Origin of the sequence: uncultured Thiodictyon sp. (assembly GCF_903828115.1) — a bacterium.
Lineage (GTDB): Bacteria > Pseudomonadota > Gammaproteobacteria > Chromatiales > Chromatiaceae > Thiodictyon.
In genome coordinates this window covers 1-17,646 of record NZ_CAIKKU010000333.1, presented here as the reverse complement: position 1 = coordinate 17,646, position 17,646 = coordinate 1, and the positions used below count along the sequence as shown (strand labels likewise).

The 17,646-nt window shown below is 66.5% G+C and carries 16 protein-coding genes; 4 read left to right on the top strand and 12 right to left on the bottom strand.

The features are described 5' to 3' along the window. Window positions 1-2: 2 nt before the first annotated feature. The 9 genes from QZY48_RS12225 to QZY48_RS12185 all read right to left on the bottom strand — a co-directional run bounded on the left by QZY48_RS12225 (window position 3) and on the right by QZY48_RS12185 (window position 7,402). The gene (locus tag QZY48_RS12225) at window positions 3-1,109 is read right to left on the bottom strand and encodes a RecT family recombinase (RefSeq protein ID WP_295431133.1); all 1,107 of its coding nucleotides are present in this window, start codon (window positions 1,107-1,109) and stop codon (window positions 3-5) included. Next, on the bottom strand, window positions 1,106-2,059 hold the full coding sequence (locus QZY48_RS12220; protein ID WP_295431132.1) for a YqaJ viral recombinase family protein: 954 nt from the start codon (window positions 2,057-2,059) through the stop codon (window positions 1,106-1,108). Before QZY48_RS12220 ends, QZY48_RS12225 begins: the two co-directional genes overlap by 4 nt. Beyond that, entirely contained in the window at window positions 2,056-2,328 is a 273-nt protein-coding gene (locus QZY48_RS12215) for a hypothetical protein (RefSeq protein ID WP_295431131.1), read from the bottom strand. The genes QZY48_RS12220 and QZY48_RS12215 overlap by 4 nt, the downstream gene beginning before the upstream one ends. A gap of 156 nt (window positions 2,329-2,484) precedes the next feature. After that, window positions 2,485-3,246 (bottom strand): hypothetical protein, encoded by a 762-nt coding sequence (locus tag QZY48_RS12210; protein WP_295431130.1) that lies wholly within the window; start codon window positions 3,244-3,246, stop codon window positions 2,485-2,487. Window positions 3,247-3,346: 100 nt separating this feature from the next. Beyond that, complete coding sequence (locus QZY48_RS12205; RefSeq protein ID WP_295431129.1) at window positions 3,347-3,571, bottom strand: hypothetical protein; 225 nt, start codon at window positions 3,569-3,571, stop codon at window positions 3,347-3,349. 17 nt (window positions 3,572-3,588) lie between these two features. Further along, window positions 3,589-3,960: a hypothetical protein gene (locus QZY48_RS12200; RefSeq protein WP_295431128.1), complete on the bottom strand. Its 372-nt coding sequence runs from the start codon at window positions 3,958-3,960 to the stop codon at window positions 3,589-3,591. Window positions 3,961-3,987: 27 nt separating this feature from the next. Further along, window positions 3,988-5,325 (bottom strand): integrase family protein, encoded by a 1,338-nt coding sequence (locus QZY48_RS12195; RefSeq protein ID WP_295431127.1) that lies wholly within the window; start codon window positions 5,323-5,325, stop codon window positions 3,988-3,990. 261 nt (window positions 5,326-5,586) lie between these two features. Continuing rightward, window positions 5,587-6,219 carry a hypothetical protein gene (locus QZY48_RS12190; protein ID WP_295431126.1) on the bottom strand — a complete coding sequence of 211 codons (633 nt, stop codon included), beginning with the start codon at window positions 6,217-6,219 and terminating at the stop codon, window positions 5,587-5,589. A gap of 136 nt (window positions 6,220-6,355) precedes the next feature. Continuing rightward, a complete protein-coding gene (locus tag QZY48_RS12185) occupies window positions 6,356-7,402 on the bottom strand; it encodes a CDP-6-deoxy-delta-3,4-glucoseen reductase (protein ID WP_295431125.1) in 1,047 nt (348 codons plus the stop codon). A 27-nt stretch (window positions 7,403-7,429) separates the two neighbouring features. Between QZY48_RS12185 and QZY48_RS12180 the strand changes: the two genes are divergently transcribed. Beyond that, complete coding sequence (locus tag QZY48_RS12180; protein WP_295431124.1) at window positions 7,430-8,323, top strand: SDR family oxidoreductase; 894 nt, start codon at window positions 7,430-7,432, stop codon at window positions 8,321-8,323. 33 nt (window positions 8,324-8,356) lie between these two features. Here QZY48_RS12180 and QZY48_RS12175 read toward each other — a convergent pair whose 3' ends face one another. Beyond that, complete coding sequence (locus QZY48_RS12175) at window positions 8,357-9,142, bottom strand: molecular chaperone DnaJ (protein WP_295431123.1); 786 nt, start codon at window positions 9,140-9,142, stop codon at window positions 8,357-8,359. 7 nt (window positions 9,143-9,149) lie between these two features. Next, window positions 9,150-9,866, bottom strand: a complete 717-nt coding sequence (locus tag QZY48_RS12170) for a VWA domain-containing protein (RefSeq protein ID WP_295431122.1) — start codon at window positions 9,864-9,866, stop codon at window positions 9,150-9,152. Window positions 9,867-10,084: 218 nt separating this feature from the next. Between QZY48_RS12170 and QZY48_RS12165 the strand changes: the two genes are divergently transcribed. From QZY48_RS12165 to QZY48_RS12155, 3 genes are all read left to right on the top strand, one after another. After that, the gene (locus QZY48_RS12165; RefSeq protein ID WP_295431121.1) at window positions 10,085-11,140 is read left to right on the top strand and encodes a phosphoglycerate mutase; all 1,056 of its coding nucleotides are present in this window, start codon (window positions 10,085-10,087) and stop codon (window positions 11,138-11,140) included. Between the two features lie 159 nt (window positions 11,141-11,299). Next, window positions 11,300-13,171, top strand: coding sequence for a potassium transporter Kup (locus tag QZY48_RS12160; protein ID WP_295431120.1), 1,872 nt, complete (start codon window positions 11,300-11,302; stop codon window positions 13,169-13,171). A 431-nt stretch (window positions 13,172-13,602) separates the two neighbouring features. Further along, window positions 13,603-14,979 carry a hypothetical protein gene (locus QZY48_RS12155; protein ID WP_295431119.1) on the top strand — a complete coding sequence of 459 codons (1,377 nt, stop codon included), beginning with the start codon at window positions 13,603-13,605 and terminating at the stop codon, window positions 14,977-14,979. Window positions 14,980-15,100: 121 nt separating this feature from the next. On the opposite strand, the gene QZY48_RS12150 is transcribed toward QZY48_RS12155, so the two are convergent. Continuing rightward, the coding region (locus QZY48_RS12150) for a patatin-like phospholipase family protein (protein WP_366929675.1) at window positions 15,101-17,646 on the bottom strand (2,546 nt) is incomplete at its 5' end.

Here is a 17,646-nt window from a genome sequence, read left to right as displayed (position 1 = left end):
CGTTACAGCGCCTTTTCCGTGTGGTCCTGGGGCTCCGTTGCGTCCTCGGCAGTGTCCGCCGTCGCGTCTCGCTCCAGGCGCTCAGCCACTTCCGGATCAACACCCCGCTTGCGCCGCCACTCGCCGGTCTCGTTGCAGGTCCTGTTGGCGCTGTGCGCGGCCTCGATCCAGGGGCAGCCGCGGATGTCGCGCAGTTCGCCGGTCTCGGGGTCAGACTGCGGCCAAGCCAGCGGCGAATCGGGAGTGATGAGAGCGTCGCGGCGAGCGGCAAACGCCGTGCGCGCTTCGGCTTTTGCGTCTTCATCGGTCAACTTCGCCGCCAACTCGGCGACCGACTGAAGCCCCTGCGGACTTTCGGCCTCCGCAATCCGGCGCAGGACCTCGGCCAAGTCAGGCCCTGGGTCCTGGGGCGGCGCAATGGGGGCGGCGGTGCGCTGGCGCAGCCGCGCCTTCACGTCGGCCGTGCGGCTATCCGCCGGGCTATCCGCGACCACATGGGCCTGCCCCATGGCGCGCTCGGGCGGCTCGTGCAGTTCGTCAACCGTGTAGACCCCCAGCAGGACATCCGGCGCATGGAGTCGCGCCCAACGTTTGGTGGCGAGGTAGGCCAGTTGCTGCCGCGGGTCGCTCACCCACAACGGGCTGTTGCGCACGTCCCCGACCTGGGCCATGGACACCCGGAGCGGGCGCGGAGTGGACTCACCTATGAGGGTCGCCGATACCGTGCAGGCGCGTTCGTCGGATTTGTCGGTCTTGCCGTTCACCCCTCGCCAATCGCCTTCCCAGGCATAGCCGATGCGGGTGGCCAGCAACGCCGATGAACTGACAACGGCATTTACAAGCTGGGCCTCGTACCCGAGAACGCCATTGACGACATGCGTTTTCTGCGCCACGGCGAACGGGTTCATCCGCCACTGCGCAGCCTGCATGACTATCGCCAGGCAATCCCCGGGGCTTCCGGCCAAGTGCTTCGGGATGGCGATCCGAGCGGACGCCATAGCCTCGGCCATTGATTGCATGGTGCGGATCGTCGTAGGGTCGAAGATCAAGCCTTGCGTCGTGACGCTGGGTTGCGTGATGACGAGTTCGGTTTGCAGGTTCGTATTCACGCGGGCATCTCCTTCGCCAGGCGCAGCACGCGGGCGCCGGGGGCGTTGATGGTGTGGGCCTCGATCAGTTCAGCCGGGGCTTTGAGGGTTTCGGCGATGGCGCGCCAATCGGTCTTAGGGCTGTCCTTGTTGGCACGGTAGGTGAGGACTTGGCGCCCATCGAAGGTCACCGTATCCGCGTCGCCGATGGCGGGGATGAGTCGGTCGCGGATCGACTTCTCTGCGTCCTCAAGCGCCTTGAGTTCGGCCTTGATCCGCAGCAATTCGCGTGCGTCGGCGTAGATGCCCGGATCGACTTCAACGGTCTTTCCTGGCTGGTGCCGCGCCCAGCGCTGGCGGGCCTCAAGCTCGGAGTGCGGATCGGGCGGGGTGTCTGACTGGACGTGTCGCCAGAACTCCGCGATGCCTGCGGCGATCATCTCTTGAAGTTCCAAGTCGGACCTGACCGGGTAGATTTTCAATTCCGGACCGGGCACCAGGGCGGCGACGAAAGCGGATTCGGCGCCCGTCAGCATCAGATAGCCTTGCATCTGAAGGAGTACCCCGTCGTCAACCTCGTCGGTGCCGTCCGCCCCAAAGCGGTGTCGGGCGCCGAACCCAAGGGATGTTTTCATGTCCACGATTGGGCGCTTGGGTTCTCCATCCAACCGCTCGGCGCGATAATCGACGTGCCCAATCAATGGCAAGGTGGGGTGCAGGTATTCGCGGCGATCCCGCCGCAGTTCGCGCCCCAAGCGCGCAGCAACGAACGGGCGCAGGACTGGCTCCAGTGGTTCACCGATTGCAACGCGCAGCTCGTCGCCGATGTCGGGCCACTCGGCGCGGCCGGTGTATTGCTCCCAAAGCTGGTAGGCAGTCCCCCAGGTGCTAAGCCCCAGTGCCTGAGCGATCAGCGAGCATCCGATCCGCTCGCGATGGGCGGCTGCAATGTCGAGACTGGGCGCGCTCATGCCCGGCCGCCCGGCAGTGGGCTGGTGCTGGCCTGGCGGCGGGCGGCGGGTACGGTGGCGGCCTGGGCCGACTCGCCACGGGCAACGGCATCGACCTGATCTGCCGGCCAGAGAAGGCGGCGGTTGGCGAGTTTGACCGGGCGGATTCCAAGGTACTCACCGCGTTCGCATAAAGCGACGCGCAAGGTATTCGGCTTGGCTAGCAGGATGCCGGCGGTCTGTTCAGTGGTATAGCCGCGCGGCGGGGCGGCAGCAGCGGGGGATGGCATACGGTGACCTCCTGGTTTCGGCGGCGGGTGCCGTCTGATGGGGGTCACTGTATGCAGGCGAGTTAAGGCGCGCTATACCGCCACATGGCGCCAAAATGAAAAATGGCGCCATGTGGCGCCATGTGGGGTAAGGCCCAATATATTGTTTATCCTAGTTTATCGGCGCTTCGGATCAGGAGCCACAGAAGCGAACAATGGCGCCATGTGGGGTAGCGCCTGGCGGTAGAAATCGCTCGCCGTAGCGAATTTCTCAACGGCACACACTCCGGCCCTGTACCGTTCAAATTGCCTGTGCGATTTCCTGAACTGCGGGTCAAGCTGGGCGCACAACCAATGTAAAGAGCCCTCTGTGTCGGCGCTATCTCCCAGCAGTCCGGGCATGGCGGTGCGGTTGAATGGCTGGTGGGTTTCCTCGGCGTACCGCTCCAGTTCCTTAACGATCCTCAGCAGCAAGGCTTGCGGATTGTCCGGGTCCTGATCGCTCGGCGCGGGCACTTCGTCGGGACGAGGCGGGGCCGCGGATACCTCGGGGCCTGACAGTAACCGCTCGAAGCCTACAAGGATGTATGCGCGCTGTTCGTCGTTGAGGTCGGGGTTGTAATTGAATTCATATCTTCCGTTAACGATTTTCACGCCTTGCGGGGGCATTCGGTCAAGGATTTCACCAAAGACTTTCTCGAAGTCCTTGCGATAAAAGAACACCCCGCTCGGCCAAGCGTTCAAGCGGCCCCAGCGCAATGAATCAAAATCCTCTACTTCACCGCCACTGTCGATTTCATAGGCGGGAATTGGGTTACCATTTTTCGCGCTTTGGGCAAGTATGCTTACTCCTACTGACCATCGCTTCCACCTCATAATGAACGGAATCGCTCGCACCGGGATTGCCTCCCGTCCGTCGATGTTGAAGACTACATTCATGGTCGCGCACCTTCACGCGCAAGCCTTCAAGAGGGGGCCGCGCCAGCCGGGGAAGGTGCCCGGCATTCCCCCCGTCGGGGTAGGCGCGGCCGTAACTGGATCAGTTCTCTGTCAACTCCAACCGCCGTTCGATGCGCTCAACGCGGTGAATAACGGTTTGCAGGGTTTCCCGGTCGCTGGCCGACAGGGCATACAGGCCGCCCACCGTCTGTTCGATGACAGACAGCCGCAGGTCCATCCGGTCGAGGCGTTGCTTGATGTCTGCAATATCCCCTCGCATCGCGCGCAAGTGTTCGAGTACCAGGCTTTCAATGTCTGCGGTCATGGTGGTGTGCTCCTGTGCTAAATCAGCTTGGCGACCTTCAGCAAAACGCCCACCACGATGGTGGTCTGAAGGAAGCCCGCGCCAATGACCCAACGGGTCAGGTCGGCCTTGGTCTCAGCCAGCTTGGTTTCCAGCTTCAGTTCAATCTCACGAATCCGCGCGTCCAGCTTCAGTTCCGTCTCGCGAATCCGCGCATCCAACCGCAGTTCGACCTCGCGAAGGTCGCGCCGCAGGTTGTTCTCGTGGTCGGCGATTTCGGCCTTGGTCGCCATTTGCCGGTCCAGGATTTCAGCCAGTGCGCGCGACTGCGTTTCGGCTTGCTGGGGACTGAACCCGCCCGCCTTGAGGGTGTCGGTATAGGCCAGGGTGTCAAGAACGAAGGTGGTCATAGGGGCGCTCCGGGGTTGGGTTGTGGGTTACCGTGCGCCGACCACGCGCAGGCCGGGGGCCTGATCGGCGGTGGGCTGCGCGATCCCGGCCTCGGTCAGAACCCACCCCTCGATCTTGGTGTGCCACAGGCGCAGGAGGTCTACCGGCCGGCGGCGGTAATGCTTCTCGGCCGTGGCGCTCGGCTTGTGGCCCATGATCTGCGCGACGATGCCCACGGGGACCTCGACCCACTCGGCGAGGGTGCCAAAGGAGCGGCGCAACCCGTGGAGCGTCAACCCCTCGATCCCGGCGGCGGCGCAGGCTTGACGGTGCGGCTTGCCGTGCTCGATCAGTCGGCCGGACTGCGACGCTGGGCTACTGAACACCCATTCGTTGCGGCGTGGCAGGGCGGCCATGAGGGCGCCGACATAGGGGGTCAACGGGATGGTCCGCTCGCCTTCCACCTTGTCGTGGATGGTCAGCGTAGACCACTGAAACCCCACGTCGTCCCAGCGCAGCGCGGCCAGTTCCTCCCGGCGGGCGCCGGTCAGCAGCAGGGCTTGCAGATAGGCCGAAATGCCCGGGTTGGGGATCTGACGCACCTTCTCGAACCACGCACGAAGTTGCTCGCGCTGCAGGCAGTCGTCCTTGGCCCGGACTTCGGGAACCTCGTCGCGCACTGACCGTGCGGTACAGGCGTCGGCGCGTACCTGGTCGGCATAGTCAGGGTGCGACGCGCACCAGTTGAGGAAGGCGCGCAGCAGTCGGAAGGCAAGCCCAGCGTGCCCCGGGCGGCGGGCGACCTCGGTCTTGAGCCAAGCGGCCACCCGCGCGTTGTCGATCTTGGCGAGCGGCAGTAGCAGCAGGGGGCGCAGGGCGCCGGGCTGGGTCGTGCCGTCTGTCGTAGAGCATTTCCCGCGGGTGATCGGCTGGCCACCTTCACAACTCACCCGTTCGTGATCGAACCGGATGTGCTCGCCCCACCTCGGCCGGCGGGCTTGCACGTAGGCGGTCCAGGCGTCCAGCGCAGGGGCTTCCCGGCGGCTGGTTTCCCGGTCGGCGGCTTGCGCGGCGGCCAGCTTGGCGGCCGTCGCGGCGGCGTGCTCCTGTTCCTGTTCCTTCAGGACCTCCCGCGGGTCGCGGCCGTCCTCGATCATGCCTTGCCACAACTGCGCCTTGGTCCGCGCATCCGGCAGGGCCACGGCGCCGACTTCGCCGATGGTCATCTTGATGTCCCGATAGGCCAGGGTAGACCTGAAAAAGTAGGTCTTGGCGCCGGACGGACGGGCGCGCACGCTCAGGTGGGTCTCGGTGTCACGCAACCAGCCCTCGCTGGTCGGGTTGAACGCGGCGATGCGGGTATCAGTCAGACGGGCCTTGGCCATGGTCTCCTCCGGTGCCAGGGACGGAATAGGGACGGAACGAACCGTATACTAGCACATTCAGCGGCGTTCACCGGGAGGGCGGCGAACGGAGAAACAGCGGGTTATGATCGAAAATGAACGCGGATGAACATGGAAAATGGGGTGACCCTGGTACCAGTGATACCAGGGACTCTTGAGTCGGGTGAGCGCCGCGAAGTAGTTGCGATAGTCGAGCATCATTACGTGTCGGGCCGGCGCGCGGCCCGCCCAGCGGCTCCAGCGCTAGTTGGGGAGATAGCCGGCGGCGGCCAGGCCCTGGGTGACGGCGGCGATAACGTCCTTAATGGTGGTCGTCTCCGAGCCGGGGTCCATGGTCTCGGAGCGGGTGGACCAGACCAGTTTTTGGCGGGCGGCGTCGTAGAGATTGGTCTCCAACTGGAGCACCGGGTAGGTGGCGTAGTAGCCGGGCTCGGTGACATAGCCGAAGACGCGTTGATAATAGGGGTAGAGGCTGCCGTAGAGGTTCGGGTCGACATAGCTGCGGGGTGGGACAACGACGGTCTGGGCGGTTGCGCCCACCAGGTGGGTGACGATGATCCCGTCCGCCCCGGACTGGCCGACCGCCCGCGTGACCGCGTTGACCTCGCCCAGACCGCCCGCGGGCAGCAGGTCATGGCCGGCCCGCGCCTTGACCCCGCGCGCCCGCAGCGCAACGACGAAGGTGTTCTCATAGGCGCGCCGGACGTTGCCGTTGGCGGCGATACCGAAGACCACCAGGTTACGATAGGGCCTGGGGGCGGCCCCCGGGTCACGCCAAGTGGAGGTAAGTTGGGGCGTCGATGAGCAGCCGGCACCCAGGAGGGCACTGAGTAGGGCGAGCACGACGAGGGCGATGCCGGTTGGGGCTGGACGCATCGGGTCGATCCTCATGGTCTTGGTCGGGGCAAACCCCGGCCGGGCCCGGGAGTTTGACCGCTGAAGGGTGTCGCAGGCAAGGGCCGCGGCAGCGGTGGGTGTCTGGTGTGCCCAGGCCAGGGCGGGCGCCGGGGCCTCAGTCGAGCGGTTTGGCGGACGCATCGGAGCCATACTCGAAGGCGTCGGAAAACAGGTGCTCGGGCGGCAGGCCGGCGGCGGCGAAGGCGCGGCGGCCGGCCTCGACCATCGGCGGCGGGCCGCTCAAATAGACGTCGAACCCGCTCAGATCCGGGTAGTCGGCCGCGACCGCCGCGTGGACCAGGCCGGTGCGCCCGCTCCAGTCCGGGTCCGGTTGCGAGAGGACCGGGGTGTAGCGCAGGTTGGCGTGCGCCCGCGCCCAGTCGCGGGGCAGTTCGGGCAGGTACAGATCAGGCCGCGAGCGCACCCCCCGGTAGAGGTGCATGGGGCGCTCGATGCCGACATGAAAGGCGTGCTCGATCATTCCCTTGAGCGGCGCGAAGCCGGTGCCGCCGCCGATCAGGAGCAGCGGCCGCTCGGACTCCTCGCGCAGGGTGAAGGTGCCGAGCGGCGCCTGGATGCGCAGGATGGACTTCTCCTGCAGCTCCTCGAAGATCCAGCCGGTGAACCGGCCCTGGGGAACGCGGCGCACATGCAGTTCGATGAAGGCGTCGTCATGGGGGGCGTTGGCGATGGAGAAGGCGCGGCGGCGCCCGTCGCGCAGGATGAATTCCAGGTATTGCCCGGCGAGGAACTGGAGCCGCTGCCCCTCCGGGAGCTTAAGGAGCAGGCGCACCACGTCGTGGCAGAGCGGCTCTTTGCGCGCGACCCGACAGGGCAGGATGCGGACTTCGAGCCGGGCGATCCCCTTGATCTGCGCGACCTGGAGTACGATGTCGGTCAGTGGGACCGCCTGGCAGGTGAGGCAGGAGTCCGTCGGCTTGCCCGCCAGGCCCTCGGTCTTGCCGCTCGGGTAGGTCACCTGGCCGGCGAGCAGGCGCGCGGCGCAGGAGCCGCAGGTGCCGTTGCGGCAACCGTAGGGCAGGCCGACCGCCTGGCGCAGGGCGGCGGCCAGCAGGGTCTCCCCGGGCGCCACGTCGAAAGAGCGCCCAGCGGGTTCGGTGCGGGCCGTAAAGCGCGTTGCTTGGGGTCCCGGTATCGTCATCGCGGCAGGTTGCCCCGGAGCTTTAGGTTGAACGAAATCGTCATCATCGGTTGTGGATATGTGGGCACGCGACTGGCACGCCAATACCTGGACCGCGGCGAGCAGGTCCTGGGGCTGGTGCAGACCCAGGCGGGGGTGGAGCGGCTCGCCGCGGCGGGGATCGCCGCCCGGCGCCTGGACCTGGCGGCGGACGACCTGAGCGGCCTGCCCCTGGCCGGGGCCCGGGTCTTCCACCTGGCCCCACCGCCGGGCCAGGGCCGCGAGGACCCCCACACCCGGCGGCTGGTGGACGCCTTCACCCGCGCCGGCCAGCCGCGCCGGGTGGTCTATATCAGCACCACCGGGGTCTACGGGGACTGCCGGGGGGCCTGGGTGGACGAGTCCTGGCCGGCCCGCCCCGGCGCGGACCGCTCGCACCGCCGCTGGGATGCGGAGCAGACCGTGCGGCGCTGGGCCGAGGCGAGCGGGGGCGAACTGGTGATCCTGCGGGTCGCCGGAATCTATGGCCCGGGACGCCTGCCCCTGGAGCGTCTGCGTCAGGGGGTGCCCATGGTGCGAGCGCAGGAGTCGCCCTACAGCAACCGCATCCATGTGGACGACCTGGTGAGCGCCTGCGCACTCGCCATGGAGCGCGGCCGACCCGGGGCCATCTACAACGCCTGTGACGACAGTCCGAGCACCATGACCGACTATTTCCTCGCCATCGCGGACGCCGCCGGCCTCCCGCGCCCACCCCTGATCCCGCTGGCCGACGCGGGGGGCCAGGTCTCGGCGGCGATGCTGTCCTATCTCACCGAGTCGCGGCGGCTGCGTAACCGCAAACTGCGCGGGGAACTGGGGCTGGAACTGCGCTACCCGAGCCTCGCCCAGGGGCTGCCGTCGTGCCTCTGCGGCCAAGACCGCGGCGGCGTCGCTTCTTAAGATTATTTTGTCCGCAAATAGTCTTCTCCATCCTCACCCCAGCGCCTTCAGCAGCACCTGCTTGGCCTCGTTGATCTTGGCCGCCAGGTAGCCGGAGCCGCCCCGGTCCGGGTGCAGCCGCTGCATGAGCCGCCGATGGGCGTCGCGCACCGCCAAGGCGTCGGCGCCCGGCTCCAGGCCCAGGATCGCCAGGGCCTCCGACTCGTTCATGGGGCCGCTGCCGGCGGGCGCGGCGCCCGGCCCCGGGTCGCGCGCGCGCCAGTCCGTCCCCCGCTCCCGGTCCAGATAGGCCTCCAGGACCGCGGCCGACTGGGCATCGGCCTCCCGATACAGTTCCAGCATCCGCAGCAGTTCATCCAGGCGCAGGTCCCGCACTGCGCGCTGCGCGAAGGGTCCCTCCAACACGCGCCCGTCCATGGCCCCGGTGGCGTGGTCCAGGCGCATCTCCAGGAAGCGGGTGCGGATGGACGAGCCCCCCGGTGCCCCGCCGCCGCCCCCGCCGGCCGCGCCCGCCGCCGGTCCACCGCCGAACAGACCGCCGGGCACCGGGATGCCGAGCGAGCGCAGCAGGCGTTGCAGGACGGGGACCGCCTGCAGCAAGGTTAGCACGCGGATAGCGGCCGGGATCAGGGCGGCGATGAAGGCAAAGACCGGGCTCAGCCGACCGGTGGCCGCGGCCAGCACCAGGACGCCGATCACCGTCCACATCGCGACCTTGCGCAGGGTGTCGGCGACCCGGGCCGGCGGCGTGCGCCGGAACCAGCGCAGCAACCACAAGACCCCGAGGATGAACAGCGGGACCAGCAACAGACGCAGCATCGTGCCCTCAGCCCCCCCGACCCGGATGCGTGACCTGATGGGTCAGCGCGAGCACCGCCCCGCCCCGCGCCTGCCCGTAGCGGGTCAGGGCCGCGTGGCCCCCGGCCGCATAGACCGCCACCGCCGCCAGCAGGTCACGCAGCAGGTCCGGGCTGTTGGCGTCGAAGGGGCACCAGGCACCGCCGCTCAGGCGGGCGAGCTCCCGGAAGCTGCGCTCCGCCGTCGGGTCGTGCCCCTCCTGGAAGACGAAGGCCGGCAGGTGCAGCAGCCCGAGCCGCCCGGCCAGGTCCGCCAGACGCTCCCGATTCTCCTCCATGCAGTCGCCGACGAAGACCAGGGCATTGACCCGCCCGCGGCCGGCCTCGGCAAGGGCGTGCTCCAGCACCCGCCCGACCTGGGTCAGACCCGCCGCGCAGAAGACCCGGTTCATGCGCTGCAGGAGCGTCGGCGAATCCCCCATCCAGTCCGACGCCTCGAACTCCTGGAAGCCCCGATAGAAGCACAGTTGCACCTCCAGGCCGCCCAGGGCGCGGGTATCGGCGAACATGGCCGACTGGATGCGCGCCGCCTGGTCCCAGGTCGGCTCCCGGCTGGCGGTGGCGTCCATGGCGAAGATCAGCCGGCCGCCGGTGCCCGGCGGCCCCACGCGGGGGGTCGCCGCCACCTGGGTCAGGAAGGCGTTCACAGCGCCGGCGGCGTCGATGGCCTTGCGATCGGACGGCATGGGTCTCTCGGCGGGATCGCTCGTCAGGATGAAGGATGCAAGTCGACAGTCAGGGAGCCCCTGGTGAACTCCGTCGCGGACACCCGGTGCCCGCCTTCCTGTCAGGGTGCAGGATGCCCAGAACCAGAGCCGGGCGCAACCGCGACGGATTCAACACGGGTTGGACTTCTTAGGGTCCACGGACGTGAGACACTTGCACACTTCACCCTCTGACGGCCATGCCGGTGCCCGCGACCAAGACCAGACTGCGACTCATCTGCCCCGGGCTCTTCGGTCCCGCCGACTGTGTGGCGGGGCTGGACGCGCCGACTCCGGGCCTGGACCGGCTGTTGTCCCGCGCCGACTGCCGGGAGACGGCGCCCCGCGACCCCCTGGAAACCCTGGCGGGCGCCTTTGGCGTGCCGCCGTCGCCGGACCTGGACCTGCCATCCGCGCCGCTGTGTCTGCGCACGCACGCGCCCGCTCTCGCCGGGGACGGCTGCTGGTTCCACGCCGATCCGGTCCAACTGCACCCGGACCGGAACCGGCTGCTGCTCTTCGCCGGCCCGTCGCTCGCGGTTCTGCCCGCGGAGGCGGCGGCCCTGGCGGCGGCGTTCAATGCCCATTTCATCGCCGACGGCCTGCGCCTGGCGGTGCCGCGGCCGGGGGCCTGGTATCTGCGGGTAGACCAAACCCCGCAACTGCGCACCCGGCCCCTGCACGCCATGGCCGGGCGCGCCCTGGATGGTCTCCTGCCCGCCGGGCCGGACGCCCGCGCCTGGAACCGTTGGCAGAACGAGACGCAGATGCTCTTCTACCAGCACCCGGTCAACCAGGAACGCGAGCGCCTGGGCCGCCCGCCGGTGAGTGGGGTCTGGACCTGGGGCGGCGGGGTCCTGCCCCGGGTGTCCGGCGGGCCGGGGCTGACGATCGCTGACCACCCCTTGGCGCTGGGTCTGGCGCAGGCGGCGGGCGGGCGCTCCCTGGGGTTGGGTGAGGGGTCCCGGACGCCGCTCGCCTGGGCCGCGCCTGAAGCGCGGCCGCCGCCTGGGGAGGTGCTGATCTTCTGGGACGCCCTCTGGTGGCCGGCACTCACGGGGGACTGCGGCGCCTGGCGCGCGGCCCTCTCGGACCTGGAGGCCCTGGCGGGGCGGCTCGACGCCGAATTGACCGCCGGGCGCGTGCGCTCACTGGTGCTCGATGACGGGCAGCGCTGGACCTTCACCCTGACCGCGTGGGGGCAGCGCCGGTTCTGGCGCCGCGGCGGGTTCCGAGAGCCCAGGTATTTTCGATGACACCGACGCGTGAACGCATAAACCCTAACGGGATCAGACAGAAGCGCCCAGGGCCACGCCGGGGGGGCAGGCCCGTCGCGCGTCCGCCCCGAAAGGGCATGACAGAGGCGCCTGTTTGCGGCAAATTACTCTTTTTTGTTTCACCGGAAGGAGAGCAAAGTGTCCACGACTGACTCGCCGCAGAAGCTCGGCGGCCTGGTGATCGGCGCCATCGGTGTCGTCTTCGGCGATATCGGCACCAGCCCGCTCTATGCGCTGAAGGAGACCTTTGCCGGCCATCATCCCATCCCGGTCACCGCCGCCGCCGTGCTCGGCGTGTTGTCGCTGATCTTCTGGACCATCATGATCCTGGTGTCGCTGAAATACGTCATCATCATCATGCGGGCCGACAATCGGGGGGAGGGCGGGAGCCTGGCGCTGCTCGCCCTGGTCACGGGGATGACGAAGGACTCGCGGCTGTCCCACTTGGTGGCCTTGCTCGGCGTCTTCGCCGCCGCCCTGTTCTATGGCGACAGCATGATCACGCCGGCCATTTCGGTGCTGAGCGCGGTGGAGGGTCTGGAGGTGGTCACGCCGCGCTTCGCGGGCTTTGTCCTGCCCATCACGATCGCGGTACTGACCGCGCTCTTCGCCATCCAGAAACGCGGCACCGGGGTGGTGGGGATGTTGTTCGGGCCGGTCATGTGCACCTGGTTCGGGGTGCTGGCGGTCCTGGGGGTCTTGAGTATCGCGCAGCACCCGGAGGTGATGGCGGCACTCAATCCGCTCTATGCGGTGCAGTTCCTCGCCGCCCATCCGTGGCTGAGCTTCCTGGCGCTGGGGGCCGTCGTGTTGGCGGTCACCGGCGGTGAGGCGCTCTATACCGACATGGGGCACTTCGGCAAGTTCCCGATTCGGCTTGCCTGGTTCGGGCTGATCCTGCCCGCGCTGGTCATCAATTATTTCGGCCAGGGGGCACTCCTGCTCGCCGACCCCGCGGCGGTGCAGAATCCGTTTTTTCTGCTGGCGCCCACCTGGGCCCTGATCCCGCTGGTGGTGCTCGCCACCATGGCCACCGTGATTGCCTCGCAGGCGGTGATCTCGGGGGCCTTCTCGGTGGCCCGGCAGGCGGTGCAACTGGGCTATCTGCCGCGCATGCTCATCGTCCAGACCTCGGGCTCGGCGATGGGTCAGATCTATGTCCCCTTCACCAATTGGACCCTCTATCTGGCGGTCATGGCCCTGGTCCTGGGCTTCCAGTCGTCCAGCAGCCTGGCCGCCGCCTACGGCATCGCCGTGACCGGCACCATGATGATCGACACCATCCTGATCGCCTTCGTGATGGTGCTGCTGTGGCGCTGGCACTGGCTGGTCGTGGCGCTGGTCGCAGGCGGCTTTCTGATGGTCGATCTGGCCTTCTTCAGCGCCAATGCGATCAAGATCCCGCAGGGCGGCTGGTTTCCGCTCGCCATCGGGCTGGTGTCCTTTACCGTGCTGACGACCTGGAAGCGGGGGCGCCAATTGCTGTTCCGCAAGATGGCCGAGCTCTCGGTGCCGCTCAAGGCCTTTCTCGGTTCGATCGGCAGCGATATCCCCCGCCCGCCGACCACCGCCGTGTTCTTGACGAGTAACCGCGAAGGTGTACCGGCCGCCCTGCTGCACAACCTGGCACACAATCGGGTGCTGCATGCACGCGTGGTGCTGGTGACGGTGGTCACGGCGGAAATCCCGGTGGTGGACGCCGCCGACCGACTGGCGTTGACCGACCTCGGCAAGGGCTTCCACCGACTGATCATCCAATACGGATTCATGGAGCAACCGAACATCCCGGCGGCCATGCAACAGTGCGCGGCCCTGGGGCTGGAGTTGGACCTGATGACCACCTCGTTCTTCGTCAGTCGCGAGATCATCATCCCCAGCCTGCAACCGGGCATGGCCCTGTGGCGCGAACGGCTGTTCAAGCAGATGTCCAAGAATGCCCACAGCGCGACCGAGTTCTTCCAGATCCCGAGCAATCGCGTGGTCGAACTCGGAACCCAGGTAGAGATTTGAGTTGGGTAATGCGGCTCGTTACGAGGGGCAGCAACAGCCAGGCGGACTGGCGGAACACGATCAGGTGTGCGAGGGTCTGGAACGTCTCCCGGCCCCGCGTAGCACCGGACCGGCACGCGGACGGTGCGCGCGATGGCGAGGCGCACCGGCATATCACGTACCTCGACGACGGGCCGCAGAAGACTGTGTTTCCTTCGGCCCCGTTTCCCGCTACACTTGTTTTGCGACCTATAAAATCATGGTCGGCTTGGCCGAATCGGGATAAGGTGCGGCCATACAGCGGACGTGCGGTCGCAGTGCCGCGGGTTTTGAGGTCTACCACGCCGGCTGCTGTATTGCTGGCACCGGATTCCGTATTATCTAATACTCCCCCGATTACCGGTGTGGCTGGTCGGGGCGGGGTTGAGTGAACGCACAAGATGCTCCCTACCATGGCCGATCCAGATACTTCCTCCGCAACCGCAAGCCGTTACTTTCTGCCTTGCGCGTCGCTGTTCATCGCCGCTATGGCAGCGATGCTCGCCCTCTCGTTGCCATATGGTTTCCAATATCGTCTCACTGAGCAGTCGCGTCCTGTCGTGATGACTGCGGCCGCGGTCCTTCTGTTGGGAGCGCTCTGGGTTGTCGGGCAGCAAATCGTGAAAATATCTATGCGTCCTGCGGTCGGGCAGTGCCTTCCGTCGGAAGGCTCGTCCCTCGCCTACCTGCTGCCGCTGCCGTTACTCGCTCTCTCCGTCTATTTCGACACCGCAATGTTGAGTGCCATGGCGATCGCGGCAGCGGGGCTTCTGATAGTGTTGGTCCTGGCGATCGGCATGCTGGCGCCCCGGCGACCGCAGGCATTTTCTCTGGTATTGGTGACGATTCTGGTCGTACAGTCGTGGATCGGCATCGTGACTCCCAATGACATTGAAGCGGCGAACATGCTACCCATGGTGCAAGCGGTCTGCAATGATGTTGCCAACGGAGCGAATCCCTATCGATTGGGTTACGAGAAGATCTCGTCATTTGATCTCCATTACTTCCCGGCACTGATCGCCCCATACTGTCCTCTGGAGTGGCTGGGTACGGATGTACGGTGGCTCAACGTCGTGGTGCTTGGCAGCTTTGTATTGGTGCTGATGCGGCTCAGGCGCGGCCCCGAGGGTAATCGCATAGCAGCCGTTTTGGTCGCAATGATTCTGGCGTCGCCCTTTTTTGCGCAGATGATGGCGCATGGGCATACCCTTATCTATTTTCTCATGGCCTTCGGTCTACCCCTCTCGGTGATCGCCAGGCGCTACCTCTTGGCGGCCGTACTTGCGGGAGCGATGCTCGCCACTTATCAATTGGCGGTCTTTCTGTCGATCCCCGTAGCCCTATGGGTGCTTCTGAACTCAACCATCGAACGCCGCTACCTCTATCTGGTGATCGCCGCTGGCGTGGCATTTGCACTCCTGTTGCCGGCCTATCTCGCGGCACCCGACTTCTTTACCCGTTTTTTCATCGATCTTTCGAGTGGCGTTGCCCAACGGGTACGATCCGTTAGCGAACCATTCGATCAAGTCGCGTTAACCGGACTATTACAGCAGATCTTGTCGAATCAAACGCTGACGCTATTGCAATTTGCAGCTCTTGCAGGAGGCTGCGCGACCTTGGTCCGACGCTCCCGCAGCACGCCGGCGCAACTATTCGTCCTAACCGGCTGGATCTACTGTCTTATCATCGCGATGACTCCTTTTGTGAGCCGGTACTTTTATATACCGGGACTTCTATTCGTGTTCGCCGCGATAGCAGCAACGGATGACGCTAGTCCTCGGGGTGCCTGAATTCAGATCACCCCGTGGAGAAGTTCACGGGAAGGGGGGCAGGTAATAGCCGCGCTCCAACCGGCATTGCAGGAACATCGCAGGCCGAGATATCTTTGCGTCGGGGTCGATCGCGATCACGTCAGGGCCGCCCGATCATGACATAGATCGTGCTCTCGCCGGTGCTGGTCATGCCCAGCGCCAGATAGGCCAGGCCGATCCAGGTGTCCGAGCCGAAGAAGAGGCTCCCGCCGTAGCGGGTCGCCTCCCGGCTGATGGTCACACGGCCCATTGTCCGATCGCCGAAGTCCCCGTCCGAGAGCCACCCGGCCTCCAGTGAGGCGCCCAGGTAGAGACCGCGCCCCAGCGGCGGCGACAGCGAGGCGATCTGGCGGTAATAGACCAGTGCCCCGAAGCCCATGTCATTGCCGCGGAACTGCTCGTAGGCGTAGCCGGAGAGGTTGAGGAAGCCGCCCAGGGCGAACTGGTCGTAGTAGGGCATATTGGCGCCGAAACTGCTCCCGCCCTTCATCCTGAGGGCGAAGGTGTTCTTTCCGACGCTGTAGGCGGCCTCGCTGTTGAAGAGCGTGCGCGAGTATTGCACGTCCGCCCCCAGTGCCTGGAGCGGGTTCAGCAGGTCCAGCGACAGCAGGGCGCCCGAGCGCGGCAGACCGGCGCTGTCGCGGGTGTCGTAGTAGAGGCTGGCGCGCAGGCCGGTGTCGACCACCCGGCCGACCGGGAGTTGGGGCATGCCGGTATCGAGCGCGACCTGCGTCTGGCCGTAATAGAGACCGACCCGCACCTCGGTCCCGTCCAGGGTCGTGCCCAGGTCCGCGCCGATGCGCCCGCGCGTCACGTTGTAGCGCGCGACCCGTTGCTGACCCAGGAAGACGCTGTCCGGGCTCATGCGCAGTCCCAGGAAGGGGGCGACGAAGGCCGACCGGTCGAGATCCAAGGGCTGGAAGAACTCGCTGTAGAGGCTCGGGGCGTTACCGAGTTTGACCTCGGTGGCCCAGGCGGCACCCAGCCGATCGGCCCAGGTGCGATTGTAGGTGGCGCGCAGGCCGAAGCGGCTGTCGCCCTTGTTGTCGGTCAGCAGGCCCAGCCCGAAACTCAGATAGCCCGGGCCCCAGGCCTTCTCCACCGCATCGATCATGAGCCGATCGCGGCCGTCCGGGCCGGGCTTGAAGTGGTAGCTGATCCGCTCGAAGTCGGCGTGGCCGTAGAGCTTCTGAATGTCGGCCACCAGGCGGGTGCGGTCCAGCGGACGGTCCCGCTGGTCCGCGACCAGGCGATCGAAGACCTTCGGGTTCACCGTCTCCAGGCCCGCGATCCGTACCTCTGAGACCTGTCCGACCGGGTGGCCGGCGCCGAAACGCGTGCGCTTCCAGGCGTCATAGTCCGCCTCGCTGACGCTGTAGCGGGCAAGTTGCGACTTCTCCTTCCCGGCCGCCTTCACGCCGGTCTCGATGGCCTCCTCGGCGCGGTTGAAGTCGCTGGCGGTGATGTTGCCCAAGTCCGGTTCGATCAGCACGTCGCGCGCCCGATCGATCTGCGCGAGCGAGACCTTGACATTCTGCTCGGTCAGGATCGCGATCATCTGGCCGGTGACGCCAAGAATATTGCCGAGTTGGTCACGCGGCAGATACCCGGACCCCAGATTGACCGCGATGATCACGTCCACCCCCAGACCGCGGGCCACATCGATAGGCAGGTTACGGACCAGACCCCCGTCCACATAGAGGTGGCCGTCCCACTGCATGGGCGCAAACAGCGTCGGCACCGACATGCTGGCGCGCATGGCGACCGGCAGCGGCCCCCGCTCGAAGACCTTCATCTGCCCGTCCTCCAGGTCGGTGGCCACGGCCCGGAAGGGGATCGGCAGGTCGTCAAAGTCTTGTATCCGCTCCGCGCCCTTGACCAGGTCGTTGAAAAACAACTGTACCCCTTGACCCGCGATGGCCCCACCGGGCAACTTGATCTGGCCCTTGCGGACCCCGATGCTGAAGTCGAAGGTCGGATTGGACGACAACTGCTTGCGCCGCGCGGGCCACTCCCGGCGCGGCGGGTCATCGTTGAAGAGGACGTTCCAATCCACCCCGGTAACCCGCTGCTCCAGTTCCCGCGGCGACAGCCCGGCCGCGTAGGCCCCGCCCACCAGCGAGCCCATGCTGGTCCCCACCACCACATCGATCGGGATCCGCATCTCTTCCAGGACCTTGAGCACCCCGATATGGGCCGAGCCCCGCGCCCCGCCGCCGCTCAGCACCAGACCGATGCGTGGCCGGTGCGGCCGGGCGCCCGCATCGGCCGCCAGGGTCGGCGGGGGCACGGCCAGGCACAGGGCGGTGAGCGTGAGGGCGAGCAGGGTCAACAGATACCGTGTCATCGGGGTCTCGTCTGGAAGGGGCGGATATGGGCAGCCGAGGCGTCGGCCGATTGGGTGCGCAAAGGTAACATATACCCATGACAGGGAAAAAACGTCCCAGCCACCGGGTGCGATCAGAACTGATGTGGTGACCGAGATCCCGGGTACACTGTCGCTGTCGCTGTCGTTGTCGTTGTCGTTGTCGTTGTCGTTGTCGTTGTCGTTGTCTTTGATCTCGTCGCTGTTGTTGTTCTCTTTTTGTTCTAGAGGCGTCGTCGTCGTCGTCGTTGTCGTCGTCGTCGTCGTCGTCGTCGTCGTCG